Below are 14,701 nucleotides of genomic sequence, written 5' to 3' on the forward strand. Positions count from 1 at the left end.
ATTTGTCGATCCGGGGTGACCCGATTCCCGCGTACAAAACGGATATGACGGGCCGTCGGGGGGATGGGGCTTGCGCAACCTCCGGATCCCCGTGCGAGTATCGCGCGGCGTGTCGATGCGTTGTTCGACGCGCGGCCCGTTCCGCCGCACGGGAGGAAGCTCCCCCTCTTGATCTGGTCAGCAGTCCTGCCCGGTGCCGCTCTGCGCGTCCTGCGCACGGCGGCCGGGCGGCGTGCGCTGCACGTGGCACTGCTGGCGGGCGGGCTGTTCCTCCTCGGGCTGCTCTGCGGCGGCCGGGCACAGGCGGCCGACGGAGCGACGGGAACTTCGAAGGACACGGTCGGCCACGTCCTCGGCATTGCCGCGCGGGCGCAGAGCCGGCTGGACGCCGGTTCCGTCCCGGACGTCGAGGCCGTCTCGGAGGGACGCCCCGGCGCGGTGCTTCCGGGCCTGCGCCCCGGGTCCGAGAAAGTCGTCCGGGCCGTGCAGGACCGGGTGGCCCGACCGGTCGGTGCCGCGGTGGAGACGGTGACCGAGGGGGTCGAGGGCGCCCAGGCGGCCCTGCGGACCGAGGTGCCGCCGCTGCGGGTGCTCCCCGACCTGGCAGACCTGTCCGACCTGACAGACCTGTCCGACCCGACAGACCCGTCGGACCCGACAGACCCGCCTGACCCGGGCGGTGCCGTGCCAGGCCTCACCGATGGTTCCGGTCGGTCGTCGTCGGCCGTCCCGGATCCTCGGGCCGAGCCCGCCCCGGCCGTGGCCGACGCCTCCGGCAGCGAGGCAGCCCCGGCCGACACCACCGACTCCCGGCCCGCCGAAGGAGCCGGAGGCCCGGTACGCGTCGTCGGCTACGGGCCGGAACCCGGCACCGGAGCGGCGCCCACCGCAGACGCACGCACCCACCCGGCCGGGACCGCGCACACCGGGTACGCCCCCGCCCGCCCCGCGCCCACCGGCGACCCCGACGGCGCGCTCGGTACCGCGTCCGGCGCCGACCAGGGAACGCCGCGTCACGGGGACGCCCGCGCGGTCACCCCGCTGCACCGGATCACGTTCCGGCTCGTGCCCGGCATCGAGGAGCGAGGTCACGCGGCCGGGGTCCGGGAGCCGTACCGGGCCGTTCCCGTCTCTCCCGCCTAGAACGCCGCGCCCTTCGCCGCGTAAGTACCGCGGCGGTTGCCACGCATCCGCCGCACCCGCCGCATCCGTAGCACCCGCTGCGCGCGTCACAGGTCATACACGTCACGTGCGTCGCACCCTCCACCCGCGTCGCGTCCGCCGCACCGGCCGTGAGGCCTGCTCGCCGTGCGTACGCCACCCGCGTCCGCCATCCACGGGTGCGTCCGTCTCCCACGGGCCGACGGCGACCGCGGCCCGAGCCCGGGTGCGCGGCGGACACAGACTCCGCGGGGCGGCAGGCCCCGGACGGCCGAAAGCCGTCGGCCTCCGTCCGGCCGAAACCCCGCGGTCCGGTCCGGCTGGTCCCCATTGGGGTGGGGATCAGCCGGACCGCACCCCGGTGGACCGCACCCGTGCGGCCCGCCGGGAGCCCCTGGGCCTCACCGGGTCAACCCCAGCCCGGTGAGGCCCTTCACCGGTGTGCGGAACGCCCCCGTGTCCGCCTCACGCACGGCACCGCGTGCCAGTGAGCACGGCATCATGTGACAGGCATCACCGCTCAGGTGTGACCCACGATTTAGAGACCCTCCGCAAGCGGCGATAACCTGCGAGACGGACATGCCGCGCGCTCGGACACCGTGTGCGCCCCCCTTGTGACTCACAGCGGACGTCACGTTGCCCTTCGCGGCACGCCCACGCATCCAACGAACCGCGAGATCACTGATAGGGACGGAAGCGCGTGGACCTGTTCGAGTACCAGGCGAGGGACCTCTTCGCCAAGCACGATGTACCGGTGCTGGCCGGTGAAGTCATCGACACGCCTGAGGCGGCGCGCGAGATCACCGAGCGTCTGGGCGGCAAGTCCGTCGTCAAGGCCCAGGTGAAGGTCGGTGGCCGCGGCAAGGCCGGTGGCGTGAAGCTGGCAGCCTCGGCGGACGAGGCCGTCGCCCGCGCGACGGACATCCTCGGGATGGACATCAAGGGCCACACGGTCCACAAGGTGATGATCGCCGAGACCGCCCCCGAGATCGTCGAGGAGTACTACGTCTCCTTCCTCCTCGACCGTGCCAACCGCACCTTCCTCTCCATCGCCTCCGTCGAGGGCGGCATGGAGATCGAGGAGGTGGCGGCCACCCGTCCGGAGGCCGTCGCCAAGACCCCGATCGACGCGATCGACGGCGTGACGCCCGAGAAGGCGCGCGAGATCGTCGAGGCCGCGAAGTTCCCGGCCGAGGTCGCCGACAAGGTCGCCGACATCCTGGTCAAGCTCTGGGACACCTTCATCAAGGAGGACGCCCTCCTGGTCGAGGTCAACCCGCTGGCCAAGGTCGTCTCCGGCGACGTCATCGCCCTCGACGGCAAGGTGTCGCTGGACGACAACGCCGAGTTCCGTCACCCCGACTTCGAGGCCCTCCACGACAAGGCCGCGGCCAACCCGCTCGAGGCCGCCGCCAAGGAGAAGAACCTCAACTACGTCAAGCTCGACGGCGAAGTCGGCATCATCGGCAACGGCGCGGGTCTCGTCATGAGCACCCTGGACGTCGTCGCCTACGCCGGTGAGGCGCACGGCAACGTCAAGCCCGCCAACTTCCTGGACATCGGTGGCGGCGCCTCCGCCCAGGTCATGGCGAACGGCCTGGAGATCATCCTCGGCGACCCGGACGTCCGCTCCGTCTTCGTCAACGTCTTCGGCGGCATCACCGCCTGCGACGAGGTCGCCAACGGCATCGTCCAGGCGCTGAAGCTCCTGGAGGACCGCGGCGAGAAGGTCGAGAAGCCGCTCGTCGTCCGCCTCGACGGCAACAACGCCGAGCTGGGCCGCAAGATCCTCACCGACGCCAACCACCCGCTGGTCCAGCGCGTCGACACCATGGACGGCGCGGCCGACAAGGCCGCCGAGCTGGCTCACGCCGCCGCCAAGTAAGCACTCAGGACGAGGACACCAACACACCATGGCTATCTGGCTCAACAAGGACAGCAAGGTCATCGTCCAGGGCATGACCGGTGCCACCGGCATGAAGCACACCAAGCTCATGCTGGGTGACGGCACCGAGGTCGTGGGCGGCGTGAACCCGCGCAAGGCGGGCACCTCCGTGGACTTCGACGGCAACGAGGTACCGGTCTTCGGCACCGTCAAGGAGGCCATCGAGAAGACCGGCGCCAACGTCTCCGTCATCTTCGTGCCGGAGAAGTTCACCAAGGACGCCGTCGTCGAGGCCATCGACGCCGAGATCCCGCTGGCCGTCGTCATCACCGAGGGCATCGCCGTGCACGACTCGGCCGCCTTCTGGTCCTACGCCGGCAAGAAGGGCAACAAGACCCGCATCATCGGCCCGAACTGCCCCGGCATCATCACCCCGGGCCAGTCCAACGTCGGCATCATCCCGGGCGACATCACCAAGCCGGGCCGCATCGGCCTGGTCTCGAAGTCCGGCACGCTGACGTACCAGATGATGTACGAGCTGCGTGACATCGGCTTCTCGACCGCCGTCGGCATCGGTGGCGACCCGATCATCGGCACCACGCACATCGACGCGCTCGCCGCGTTCGAGGCCGACCCCGAGACCGACCTGATCGTCATGATCGGCGAGATCGGCGGCGACGCCGAGGAGCGTGCGGCCGAGTACATCTCGAAGAACGTGACCAAGCCGGTCGTCGGCTACGTCGCGGGCTTCACCGCGCCCGAGGGCAAGACCATGGGCCACGCCGGCGCCATCGTCTCCGGTTCGTCCGGCACCGCCCAGGCGAAGAAGGAGGCCCTGGAGGCCGCCGGCGTCAAGGTCGGCAAGACGCCGACCGAGACGGCGAAGCTCGCCCGCGCCATCCTGGCCGGCTGACGCCGCCTCGTACGACGGCCCGGTGCCTGTCGCACACCGAGTGGCCCGCCCTCTGTTCCCAGGGGGCGGGCCACTCGGCGTTCCGGGCGCCGGCCCGCCGGGCGGACCCCCTCATTCGAGCCTCGGCAGCAGCCGTTCCGGGCCGTCCTGCACCTGGTCCCGCAGCTTCTGCCGCAGTTCCAGCTCCTCGTCCGACAGTGCCCCCGGCGCCACCCGGTGCGGCACACCGCGCACCGCCTGCCCGGGTGACACGGGCGGTTCGTAGTGCGTGGGCGCCGTGATCACGGTCAGGGCCGTGGCCCCGACGAGGGCGACGGTGAACGCGATCGCGGCCCGGGTCCGCAACCGCGCCCGGCGTTCGCCGCCCCGGCGTACGGTCGGGGGCTCGGCCGCCCGCAGCCGCTCGTTCGACGCCAGCTCGGCCAGCCTCCGGTGCAGCACCCGCGGGTCGGCCAGCGCGGGCAGCCGGGCGGCGACGGCCTCGCGGGCGTGCAGCAGCCGGTTCGCCGCCGCGGGAGTGCTCGCCTCCGTCTCCGCCGCCGTCTCGGGCAGGTCCAGACCCACACCGTCGTACAGCACGAGCGTGCGGCGGTGTCTCGCGGGGAGCCTGAGCAGGGTGTTGAGCAGCGTGCGGTCGCCGGGGTCGGCGGGCGGCGGCTCCGGGTGCCGGTGCCGCGGCCGGAACCGCTGCCAGGGCGACAGCGCGTACTCGTACGCCGTCGCCCGCACCCAGCCCACCGGGTCCCGGTCGCGGGCCACCTCGGGCCAGTGCTCCCAGGCGGCCTGGAAGGCCCGCTCCACCGACTCGCGGGCCTGCTCGCGCCGGCCGGTCAGCAGGAAGGTCTGCCGTACGAGGGCGGGGGCGCCGAAGGCGTACAGCGCGTCGAAGGCCTGAGCGGGGGTCAGTGCCGCGGGCTCGGGTGCCGGCGCGGGCGCCACATCGGGCTCCGGCTGGGGCTCCGGCTGGGGCTCCGGCTGGGGCTGGAGCTGCGGCTCCGGTTCTGATGCCCGTGCCGCCTCTTCCTCGGCCAGCGTCTTCAGCAACTTCGCGTACGCCTCCCGTTTCCGGCCTCGCGGAGTCGTACGGCCGCTCTCCCACGCACGGACCGTCCCCGGGGTGACGCCCACCCGGGTCGCGAGCTGAGGCTGTGTCAGTGCGGCGGACTCACGCAGACGTCGGCGTTCCTTGGGAGGAGGGAGGGGGGTTGCGGGGCTGCGTGTCACAGGACACCCCTTCGTACGAAAAAGTACATAAACATATATTGAGCGACACAACGGGACTTGGCTCGTTACGAACGGAAAGCGCGTGTCGTTGGGAGCATGGCGGGCGTGATCCAGACGACCGCTCGTCCAGCCCCGCTCTCCCTGCTGCGCACCCGGTGGCGGGACCGGTCGCCCGGACTGGCCGCCGGCCTCCTGGGCGGCGTGGTCGCCGCCGTGCTGGGGCTGGCGGCGTGCGCCGCGCTCGTGACGCTGCTCTGGATCAGTTCGCCGTACCCCGACAGCGGGCCCGGCGGCGCCCTGCACGTCGCCGCGGCGCTGTGGGTGCTGGCGCACGGGGCCGAACTGGTGCGCGCCGACACGCTCTCCGGCACCCCCGCGCCCGTCGGCGTCACCCCGTTGCTGTTCCTCCTCCTGCCGGTGTGGCTGCTGCACCGCGCCGCCCGGGACGCCACGGACCCCGGGGACGGTGTGGGCGTGGCCGTCGGGGCGGCTCCGAAGGCGGGGCCCGGGGCGCGCCCGGCGTGGCTGGCGGGCGCCCCCGACACCGGGCCGCCGCCCGTCTCCGCGCGCGTGGCCTGGACCGGGGTCGTGCTCGGCTACCTCGCCGTCGCCGGGCCCGTCGTCCTGTACGCGCAGGGCGGCGCGCTGCGGCCCTCGTCGTGGTGGGCGGCGGTGTGTCTGCCGCTGGTCGCCATGGGAGCGGCGGGCGCCGGGGTGTGGACGGCGTTCGGCCGGCCGGGCGGGCCCGTGGGACGCGCGCTGCGCGTGCTGCCCCGGAAGCTGCGGGAGCTGATGGTGGAGCCGGACGCGCGCCTGGGCGCCGCCACGCGCGCCGCGGGCGCCGGTGCGGCGGTGCTCGTCGGGGGTGGCGCGCTGCTGCTCGCGGTGTCGCTCGTGTGGCACTCGCAGGCCGCGGGTGAGGCGTTCCTGCGGCTGACCGAGGGATGGTCGGGGAGGCTCGCCGTACTGCTGCTCTGTCTGACGCTGGTGCCGAACGCGGCGGTGTGGGCGGCGGTGTACGCCCTCGGCCCCGGCTTCGTCCTCGGGGCGGGGCATGTCGTGGCCCCCACCGCCTCCGCTCCCGCACCGCTGCTGCCGCCGTTCCCGCTGCTGGCGGCGGTGCCCGACGTGGGGCCCGGAACGCCGCTGCACTGGGCGGCCGGGGCGGTGCCGTTGCTGGCGGGGGCGGTGGTGGGGTGGTTCACGGCGCGGGCGGCCACGGCGGGTGAGCCGAAGGAGCGGGGAGCGGGCCCGGCCGCCGGGGTGTGGTCGTGGCGGCGGACCGCTGCCGCCGCCCTCGTGGCGGCCGTGCTGTGTGCGGTCCTCGTCGCCCTGCTGGCCGCGTTCGCCGGCGGGCCGCTGGGCAGCGCCGCGCTCGCCCGGTTCGGGCCGGTCTGGTGGCAGGCCGGGGGCGCGACGCTGGCGTGGATCGGGGCGGTGGCGGTGCCGGTGGCCGTGGTGGCGCGGGCATGGCGGGCGCGGAGCGCTGCCGCGCGGGAGGCGGTGGTGGAGGCGTCCGGGGCCGAGGAGGCGGCCGACGGAGGTGGGCGTCGGCGGCGGTGGGTGCGGGTTCCGGTGCCGTCCGTGGGGCGGTGGTGGAGGCGGGGGGCGACGAAGGATACGGAGGCCGGGGCCGGGGCGGCCGTGGATGAGGACGTGGACGCGGTGCCGTTCGGGTTGTACGACGGCGACGGCGGGGGTGCGTATGACCTGCTGCCGGCCGACCGGCCTGGGGAGTCGCCTCGGTGACGGAGGGGTTTCCTCGCCCCCGCCGCCCCTTCCCTTCCCGTCCCGGGGGGCTGCGCCCCCAGGCCCCCGCTTTCGGCCCCGAACGGGCCTCGTCCTCAAGCGCCGGACGGGCTGGAAGAGCTCAGTCCTCCGAGCCCAGCAGCGGGCGGAGCTGCTCCGGCAGGTGGCGCTCGCAGGACTGCTCCGCCGCGTTGGTCAGGGCGTCCTCGCGACAGGTGTAGTAGTCGCTGTAGATCAGCTGGGCGCCGAAGGACGCGGCGACCAGGAGGATGGCCAGGGACGACGTGACCAGGCCGCTGATCGCGGCGGTGCGCTGCGGGCGGCCGGTCTGCTCGGCGGGCGGGGCGGGAGTGTCCGGGTCGGCGGCGGACCGGGGCTTGGCGCGCAGCGCGCTGATGCCCCAGTACAGGGCCAGAGCGCCGAGCAGCAGAGCCACGTACGGCCAGGTGAAGAGGGCGAAGAACAGCGCCCACATGCCGCTCAGCAGGGCGTAACGGGCACGCCGCTGGGCGGGGTCCGTCGGGTCCCAGCGCGGGCCCGGGCCGCTGCCCGACCCCTCGGGGCCGCCCGTACCGCTGGGCCGCTCGCCGAAGCCGCCGGGGGACCGGCCGGGCTGCCGGTCGCTCCACTGGCCGCCCCAGGGGGAACGGCCGCCCTCGCCCTGGGAGCCGGAAGCGCCCTGGGAGTCGCCGTCGCCCGACGGGTGCCGCGGCTGCCACGGGCTGTCCGGCGTGCCCTCCGGGGGCGGTGCGAACGGATTGTCCTGGTCGGTGGAGCCGTCCCGCTCGCCGCCGTTCCTCCGGTCCGAAGGGGTGTCGGGCGGTGTCGAGGGGCGCTCCCGCAGCAACACGGTGCTGCGCTCCCCTGGCTGCGCCGACTGCTGGGGGAGTGTGAGCAGTCGCAGGCTGCGGTCCGGCATCAACTGAGCGTCTTCCCCTTGGCGACGATGAACGGGCGGCTGGTGGAACGGGCGAGCTGGTGGAGGGGGCGAACTGGTCGGTACGTCTGGTGAACGCCCGACGCACGGGCCGCGTTCCCGCTCCGGCTCCACGCAGACGCTACCTTCCGGCCGCGCCCCCGTCCCGAGGGGGCCGTCCGGTGTGCCGGTATCGTTGCTGACGGTCGGCCGCTTCGTAGACTTCCCCGTATCCCGGGGCGCGAAGCATTCGTACGACCGTACAAACAGATCCGTTTTCCCGAGAAAGGCCCCCACCGTGGCCGCCAAGCCCGTGGACCGGCGAGCCAAGCGCCTCGTCGTGCTGGTCTCCGGATCCGGCACCAACCTCCAGGCGCTCCTCGACGAGATCGCCGCCACCGGGGCCGAGGCCTACGGTGCCGAGATCGTCGCGGTCGGCGCCGACCGCGACGGCATCGAGGGGCTCGCCCGCGCCGAGCGGGCCGGGGTGCCGGCCTTCGTCCGCAGGGTCAAGGACTACGGGACCCGTGAGGAGTGGGACGCGGCGCTCGCCGAGGCCGTCGCGGCCCACGAGCCGGACCTCGTCGTCTCGGCCGGGTTCATGAAGATCGTGGGGAAGGAGTTCCTCGCGCGGTTCGGCGGGCGGTTCGTCAACACCCACCCCGCCCTCCTCCCCAGCTTCCCGGGGGCCCACGGTGTGCGGGACGCGCTCGCGTACGGCGCCAGGGTCACCGGCTGCACCGTCCACTTCGTCGACGACGGCGTCGACACCGGGCCGATCATCGCGCAGGGCGTGGTCGAGGTCCGGGACGAGGACTACGAAGACGAAGGTGCCGCTCTGCACGAGCGCATCAAGGAAGTCGAGCGAAAGCTGCTCGTCGATGTCGTGGGGCGGCTCGCCCGCAACGGCTATCGCATTGAGGGACGAAAGGTAGTTATCCAGTGACCGCCACCGCCGGAAGCAACAAGCGGGCCATCCGTCGCGCACTCGTCAGCGTCTACGACAAGACCGGGCTGGAAGAGCTCGCGCGCGGGCTGCACGAGGCCGGCGTCGAGCTGGTCTCCACCGGGTCCACCGCCGGGCGGATCGCCGCCGCCGGTGTCCCCGTCACCAAGGTCGAGGAGCTGACCGGCTTCCCCGAGTGCCTGGACGGCCGGGTCAAGACCCTGCACCCCAAGGTCCACGCCGGCATCCTCGCCGACCTGCGTCTGGAGAGCCACCGCCAGCAGCTCGACGAGCTGGGCGTGGCGCCGTTCGACCTGGTCGTGGTCAACCTCTACCCGTTCCGCGAGACCGTCGCCTCGGGCGCCACGGCCGACGAGTGCGTCGAGCAGATCGACATCGGCGGCCCCTCCATGGTGCGCGCCGCCGCCAAGAACCACCCCTCCGTCGCGGTCGTCACCAGCCCCGCCCGGTACGCCGACGTGCTCTCCGCGGTCAAGGACGGCGGCTTCGACCTGGCCGCCCGCAAGCGCCTGGCCGCCGAGGCATTCCAGCACACCGCCGCGTACGACGTGGCCGTCGCCTCCTGGTTCGCCGCCGAGTACGCCCCCGTCGACGAGTCGGGCTTCCCGGACTTCCTCGGCGCCACCTACGAGCGCGCCCACACCCTGCGCTACGGCGAGAACCCGCACCAGCCCGCCGCGCTCTACACCTCCCCCGAGGGCGGGGGCCTCGCCCAGGCCGAGCAGCTGCACGGCAAGGAGATGTCGTACAACAACTACACCGACACGGACGCCGCCCGCCGTGCCGCGTACGACCACACCGAGCCCTGCGTCGCGATCATCAAGCACGCCAACCCGTGCGGCATCGCGGTCGGCGCGGACGTCGCCGAGGCGCACCGCAAGGCGCACGAGTGCGACCCGGTCTCCGCGTACGGCGGCGTGATCGCCGTCAACCGCCCGGTCTCCAAGGAGATGGCCGAGCGGGTCGCCGAGATCTTCACCGAGGTCATCGTCGCGCCGGACTACGAGGACGGCGCCCTCGAAGCCCTCACCAAGAAGAAGAACATCCGCGTCCTGCGCGCCCCCGAGGCCCCCGCCGCCCCGGTCGAGGTCAAGCCCATCGACGGCGGCGCCCTCCTCCAGGTCACCGACCGCCTCCAGGCCGAGGGCGACGACCCCGCCACCTGGACCCTGGCCACCGGCGAGGCGCTGTCCGAGGCGGAGCTGGCCGAGCTGGCCTTCGCCTGGAAGGCGTGCCGGGCCGTCAAGTCCAACGCGATCCTCCTCGCCAAGGACGGCGCCTCCGTCGGCGTCGGCATGGGCCAGGTCAACCGCGTCGACTCCGCGAAGCTCGCGGTGGAGCGGGCCGGCGCCGAGCGGGCGCAGGGGGCGTACGCGGCCTCCGACGCCTTCTTCCCCTTCCCGGACGGCCTGGAGATCCTCACCGGAGCCGGTGTGAAGGCCGTGGTCCAGCCCGGCGGCTCGGTCCGCGACGAACTGGTCGTCGAGGCGGCGAAGAAGGCCGGCGTGACGATGTACTTCACGGGGACGCGGCACTTCTTCCACTGACGCGGCAGGTGAGGGCGCCCCGGTGCGCGGCACCGGGGCGCCCGCCCTCACGCGGGTTCTCCCGCCCGCCGCAACGCGCTCTCCCGTGCCGCACGGAACTCCTCCAGCCGGGAGGTGCGCGCGGGCGGCAGCGCCTTCTCCACCCGCTTCTGCGCCCGGGAGATCTCTCCGGCGAGCCCGGCCTCGGCCTGGCACACGGCGTCCCGCACGGCGGTCTTCAGCTCCTCGCGTCCAGTGGCGCGCAGGGCGGCCGCGTCCGAGCCGGCGGCGTCGAGACGCTTCTTCAGCGCCTTGAGCGGGTCCTCGCGGTGCTCGTAACGGAAGCCCTCGTCCCGCATGCACGCGGCCCACTTCCGCTCGGCCGCCTTCACGAGGGGGTGGTCGAGCGTGTCTTTCACAATGGTGTTGCGAAGGCTCTGCAAGGTGTAGTGATTCCGTTCCCAGGAAGTGCCGTACAGTGCGCGGCGCGCGGCGGACACGCAGGAGTCGGTGGACACCGACACGGTCGGCCCGTCCGGCAACTCGATCATCTCGCGCGGCCCGTCTGCCGCTCCCTTGAGTGCCCCCTCCCACGCGCGGCGGTCACGCTCGGCCAGCGCCGACACCCGCTGGGCGTTCGGGTCGGCCGGCGGCTTCCGCAGTCGCTCCACGGTCAGGCCGTAGCCGTCCTGGCCCGCCCGGCCCGGGGCCAGCAGGCCGTACGGGCTGGTGGCTGCACGTCGCTGCACGTCGCCGACCGGAATCGGGTCGTAGTCGAACCCGCGGGCCACCATGCACCTGCGTACTTCCCGCTCCTCGGCCTCGTGCAGTGCGGCAGCATCGGACGCGGTGAAGTGGAGCGCGCCGCCCAGCGGGCGGGGATCGGGCCGCTTCTCCGCCGCGGCCTCGCCGCCGGGGGACGTGGAGCACCCGGCGGCGAGGAGGGCTGCGGCGGTCAGCCACAGCAGTCTGCGCATGGCGTCAGCAGACCCAGCGGTTGGACGCGAGGTCGTCGGCGAAGATGCCGTCGCGGTAGGTGTCGAGGTTGCTGATGACGTAACCGCGCAGCAGGAGGAAGGAGCTGCCTGAATAGCTCGTTCCGTTGTAGACGCGGACGTTGCAGTCGTTGCCGTTGTTGTAGACCGACTCCGCGTTGTTGAACTTGTTGTACTGGAGCAGGTTCGTGTTGTTCCCGAACACCTCGCCCGGGTCGCCCGCGCCGTTGTCTCCCAGGTACGCGCACAGCGCCCCAGAGCTGCAGTCGGTCCACGCCGCGCTGGCCGGCGTGGCGGTGGCGGCGATGCCCAGTCCCGCGAGCGCCGCCGCACCGAGCACGGCCGCGATCCTCTTCTTGATCATGCGATGTCCTCCCCTTGTGACGTACTGGATGCGCAGCCATCACTCTGGTCGTGGGGACGGACCCGCGGTACCTCGAACCTTGCAGGGTCGGACTTCGCACCAGGCCGTTTCGCCGCAACGCCCCTGCTCAAGCGCGTCCGGCGCCTCGTGTCAGCAGCGTGCGATCCACTTGTGGGACAGGGGGGCGTACGTACCCGCCAGGTTCCCCTGGTTGCGCTGGGAGGTGCAGCCGGTGCGGTTCCGGGAGTTCTTCCGGGTGACGTCCTCGCCGACCGGGGTGAAGTCGCGGCCCCGGAAGTACGCCACGGCGCCGAGTCCTGTCGAGTCGTCACTGCTGTTGTTGAAGATGGACTCCACCGGCCGGTCCCGTGTCCACATGCAGGTGTCCGTCCCTGACAGCCAGTCCGCGTCGTCCTTCTCCCAACTGCACATCTTGCCCGCGCCGTTGGGTTCGCTGAAGAAGCAGACAGAGGCGACCGGGCAGCGGTGGTATCCGTACGTCGGCTCGTCGTCCTCCCGCGCCGCGTACATCGTCGAGGCCGTGGCCGCCGCCAACGCCACCGCGACCAAGGCGCTCACCGGGGCGGTGCGCCGCCGACGGTGCGGTCGCAGCCTCGGCAGACGGGCAGCGGGGGACGTTCCCGCGACCCGCTCCACACGGCGCAGGAGTGCGGCCGTGCCGGCGGTGCGGCCGGCCCGCTCCTCGTGCGTACGGGCCAGGCAGTCGGAGACGATCTCCCGCCAGGCCTCGGGGAGGCCGGGGGACAGGCGCAGTTCCTCGCGGCCGCGCGCATAGCGCATCGCCGCGTCGGAGCGTGCCTCAGCGGTGCCGCCGGGCAGCGGGAACTCCCCGGTCAGGACCACGTGAGCGAGGACGCCGAAGGCCCAGACGTCGGCGGACGGGCGGATCCGTGTCCCGCGCTCGTCGACCTCTGGCCACAGGAGTTCGGGCGGGGTGTAGTCCGGGGTGGCGAAGGCGGCGGTGTAGGCGTGCGTGCCTTCCATCTCAGCGGCCAGGTTGAAGTCGGCGAGCCGGGCCGAACCGTCCGCCATCAGCAGAACATTGGCCGGTTTCAGGTCCCCGTGCACCCAGCCCGCGTGGTGGAGCTGGTGCAGGCCCTCGCAGATCTGGGCCAGCAGGGCGGGCCCGGCGTCCGGGGACGGGGTCCGGGCCAGTACGGCGTCCAGGGATCCCTCGGCCCGCTCCAGCACCAGGACGGTGGCGCCGTCCAGCTCGGGATGGTCCGGGTCGTCGACCGTCAGCGTGTCGTACATCCGGATCAGCCGGGGCGAACGGAGCCGCCGGAGCAACTGCACCTCGCGTTCGGCCAGGTCGCGCAGGTGGTGCAACTGGCGCGGGGTGCGGGTGCCGGTGGAGAGGAACTTCAGCGCCGCCCGGCGCGGCAGCTCGCCCTCGCCGGTGGTGCGGGTCGCGTCGTAGACCGTGGCGAACGCGCCGGAGGCGAGCGGCTCGCGCACCTCCCAGGGCCCGATCCGATAGCCCTTCGGCACCGGGACCGCGTACGGCCGCACGGTCACCGTGCCGCTCCGCTCGGGGCCGGGGCGAGTACGACGAGGTCGTCCTCGCGGACCAGGTCGAAGCGGAGGGCGAGCGAGGCCAGCGACTCCTTCTTGCCGTGCGTGCGCCTGCCCGGCTCGGCCGCGTCCGGGCCGGGTCTCAGCCGCAGCTTGACGGCGAGGTAGTCGATGTTCCAGTAGACGGCGGAGCGGCTGACCTTGGGCCAGCTGGGGCGCAGCCGCTCCACTATCTCCTCGACGGCGGGCAGCGGGGCGCGGGGCTCACCGCGCAGGCGCCGCTCGCACAGGGCGGCCAGGACCGCGAAGTACCGTTTGGTGCGGTCCAGGGCGAACGCCGGTACGGTCCCCGTCCCCGGCAGACCCCGTCGCTCGACGCTGCGGAAGGCGTGCCGCGGTGCCCAGACGTCGAAGGTGAGCAGGTCACCCGCGGCGGGCAGGGTCACGCGCGCCAGCTCGAAAGGTACGGGCGCCTCCACGCGGCCCGGAGCCACCTTGATGTGCTCGCCGGCGCCCTCGGGGTTCTCCACCACGTAGGTCTGGTCCTCGCTGAGATTGCTCAGCAGCCAGAAGGTCCGGTGCGCCGCGATCTCCCCGGCGACCCGGGGAACCCCCGCGTGTGCGATGGCGAGTCCCCCGCCGCTCGGCTCGGTCCTGCCGAACTCGACGCGCTCACCCGCGCTGATCCTCAACTGGTCGGCCACATTGCCGCACGACGGCGGCACGACGATGACGCTGTACATGGAGTCGTCCCCCTCCCCCGATTGCTCGGGGTCAACTTTCCCCAGTCCAACAACGGGCAGCGTACGGGAGAGAGGTGAGGGCAGCCTAAGCATTCGGACGCCACGGCGGGTCGGTGCGGCCCGGACGGCAGGACGGCGGCCCCCGGCCCCCTCCGCGGAGGGAACCGGGGGCCGCCGCGGGGCGGACCCGGTGGGGGGATCAGCAGGGGCGCAGCGACCAGATCGGGTCCCAGGTCGCGGTGCCCGCCTGGTAGGCCGTCGACGTCCAGCGGACGCTGCCGTCCTTGTTGAAGAACTTGGCGACCGTGCCGCGCGTCTGGTTGTTGGTGAACGGACCGTCGCCGGTCCAGTTGGTGAGGTTCCAGGTCTGGCACTTGTAGAAGTCGAACTTGGTGCCCTTGACGACCATGCACAGGTGGCCGTAGTCGCAGGCCAGGTCCTGGGCGCCCTTGGTCACGGGCGCGTCCGTCACGGTGAGGCCCTCGTACTCGACCGCGTCGGCGGTCACGCGCAGGGGCTTCGGGCTGTCGGCCAGTACCTGGTCGGCCGTCTGCTGGAGGCCGGTCACCCGGGTGCCGCCCGGGCTGTCGGCGGCCGTGGCCGCGACCGTGGAGCCGGCGGCCAGGGCCGTGGCCGCGAGAAGGAGTACTGCGGGCTTGACGATATTCATTGTCGTTCCCCCGTGAACGTCGGTGTCGTACCGCCGAGGCGGTGTACCCACA

The 14,701-nt window shown here is 73.0% G+C and carries 13 protein-coding genes; 6 read left to right on the top strand and 7 right to left on the bottom strand.

What is annotated here, in order from left to right; all coding sequences use genetic code 11:
* The first annotated feature begins 168 nt into the window (after positions 1–168).
* The 3 genes from ACFYZ3_RS06960 (at position 169) to sucD (ending at position 3,959) form a co-directional block, all read left to right on the top strand.
* Entirely contained in the window at positions 169–1,143 is a 975-nt protein-coding gene (locus ACFYZ3_RS06960) for a hypothetical protein (RefSeq protein ID WP_388514449.1), read from the top strand.
* A gap of 718 nt (positions 1,144–1,861) precedes the next feature.
* Positions 1,862–3,046 (top strand): ADP-forming succinate--CoA ligase subunit beta, encoded by a 1,185-nt coding sequence (gene sucC, locus ACFYZ3_RS06965; RefSeq protein ID WP_030145559.1) that lies wholly within the window; start codon positions 1,862–1,864, stop codon positions 3,044–3,046.
* A 28-nt stretch (positions 3,047–3,074) separates the two neighbouring features.
* Entirely contained in the window at positions 3,075–3,959 is an 885-nt protein-coding gene (sucD, locus tag ACFYZ3_RS06970) for a succinate--CoA ligase subunit alpha (RefSeq protein WP_003974163.1), read from the top strand.
* 111 nt (positions 3,960–4,070) lie between these two features.
* On the opposite strand, the gene ACFYZ3_RS06975 is transcribed toward sucD, so the two are convergent.
* A complete protein-coding gene (locus ACFYZ3_RS06975; RefSeq protein ID WP_388514451.1) occupies positions 4,071–5,183 on the bottom strand; it encodes a helix-turn-helix domain-containing protein in 1,113 nt (370 codons plus the stop codon).
* A gap of 96 nt (positions 5,184–5,279) precedes the next feature.
* Here ACFYZ3_RS06975 and ACFYZ3_RS06980 point away from each other — a divergent pair, with 96 nt between their 5' ends.
* Positions 5,280–6,932, top strand: a complete 1,653-nt coding sequence (locus ACFYZ3_RS06980) for a DUF6350 family protein (RefSeq protein ID WP_388514452.1) — start codon at positions 5,280–5,282, stop codon at positions 6,930–6,932.
* Positions 6,933–7,053: 121 nt separating this feature from the next.
* Here the strand turns inward: ACFYZ3_RS06980 and ACFYZ3_RS06985 are convergent, their stop codons facing one another.
* Positions 7,054–7,851 (bottom strand): hypothetical protein, encoded by a 798-nt coding sequence (locus ACFYZ3_RS06985; RefSeq protein WP_388514453.1) that lies wholly within the window; start codon positions 7,849–7,851, stop codon positions 7,054–7,056.
* Between the two features lie 295 nt (positions 7,852–8,146).
* Here ACFYZ3_RS06985 and purN point away from each other — a divergent pair, with 295 nt between their 5' ends.
* Entirely contained in the window at positions 8,147–8,794 is a 648-nt protein-coding gene (gene purN, locus ACFYZ3_RS06990) for a phosphoribosylglycinamide formyltransferase (protein WP_388514454.1), read from the top strand.
* Complete coding sequence (gene purH, locus ACFYZ3_RS06995; protein WP_388514456.1) at positions 8,791–10,362, top strand: bifunctional phosphoribosylaminoimidazolecarboxamide formyltransferase/IMP cyclohydrolase; 1,572 nt, start codon at positions 8,791–8,793, stop codon at positions 10,360–10,362. Before purN ends, purH begins: the two co-directional genes overlap by 4 nt.
* A 47-nt stretch (positions 10,363–10,409) precedes the next feature.
* On the opposite strand, the gene ACFYZ3_RS07000 is transcribed toward purH, so the two are convergent.
* From ACFYZ3_RS07000 to ACFYZ3_RS07020, 5 genes are all read right to left on the bottom strand, one after another.
* Complete coding sequence (locus ACFYZ3_RS07000; protein WP_388514457.1) at positions 10,410–11,318, bottom strand: hypothetical protein; 909 nt, start codon at positions 11,316–11,318, stop codon at positions 10,410–10,412.
* Between the two features lie 4 nt (positions 11,319–11,322).
* Positions 11,323–11,700, bottom strand: coding sequence for a peptidase inhibitor family I36 protein (locus tag ACFYZ3_RS07005; protein ID WP_388514458.1), 378 nt, complete (start codon positions 11,698–11,700; stop codon positions 11,323–11,325).
* Between the two features lie 150 nt (positions 11,701–11,850).
* Positions 11,851–13,239: a protein kinase gene (locus ACFYZ3_RS07010; RefSeq protein ID WP_388514460.1), complete on the bottom strand. Its 1,389-nt coding sequence runs from the start codon at positions 13,237–13,239 to the stop codon at positions 11,851–11,853.
* Positions 13,236–13,979 carry an FHA domain-containing protein gene (locus ACFYZ3_RS07015; RefSeq protein WP_388514461.1) on the bottom strand — a complete coding sequence of 248 codons (744 nt, stop codon included), beginning with the start codon at positions 13,977–13,979 and terminating at the stop codon, positions 13,236–13,238. The genes ACFYZ3_RS07010 and ACFYZ3_RS07015 overlap by 4 nt, the downstream gene beginning before the upstream one ends.
* Before the next feature lie 199 nt (positions 13,980–14,178).
* Positions 14,179–14,649, bottom strand: coding sequence for a hypothetical protein (locus ACFYZ3_RS07020; protein ID WP_388514462.1), 471 nt, complete (start codon positions 14,647–14,649; stop codon positions 14,179–14,181).
* Positions 14,650–14,701: the final 52 nt, after the last annotated feature.

The sequence above is a fragment of the Streptomyces sp. NPDC001599 genome (genome assembly GCF_042893535.1).
In the GTDB taxonomy this organism is placed as follows: domain Bacteria; phylum Actinomycetota; class Actinomycetes; order Streptomycetales; family Streptomycetaceae; genus Streptomyces.

Bases quoted from the DNA above. Each gene is read 5' to 3' on its own strand.
- sucD (WP_003974163.1), top strand. From the start codon at position 3,075: ATGGCTATCTGGCTCAACAAGGACAGCAAGGTCATCGTCCAGGGCATG.
- ACFYZ3_RS06980 (WP_388514452.1), top strand. From the start codon at position 5,280: ATGGCGGGCGTGATCCAGACGACCGCTCGTCCAGCCCCGCTCTCCCTG.
- ACFYZ3_RS06985 (WP_388514453.1), bottom strand. From the start codon at position 7,851: ATGCCGGACCGCAGCCTGCGACTGCTCACACTCCCCCAGCAGTCGGCG.
- ACFYZ3_RS07000 (WP_388514457.1), bottom strand. From the start codon at position 11,318: ATGCGCAGACTGCTGTGGCTGACCGCCGCAGCCCTCCTCGCCGCCGGG.
- ACFYZ3_RS07005 (WP_388514458.1), bottom strand. From the start codon at position 11,700: ATGATCAAGAAGAGGATCGCGGCCGTGCTCGGTGCGGCGGCGCTCGCG.
- ACFYZ3_RS07015 (WP_388514461.1), bottom strand. From the start codon at position 13,979: ATGTACAGCGTCATCGTCGTGCCGCCGTCGTGCGGCAATGTGGCCGAC.
- ACFYZ3_RS07020 (WP_388514462.1), bottom strand. From the start codon at position 14,649: ATGAATATCGTCAAGCCCGCAGTACTCCTTCTCGCGGCCACGGCCCTG.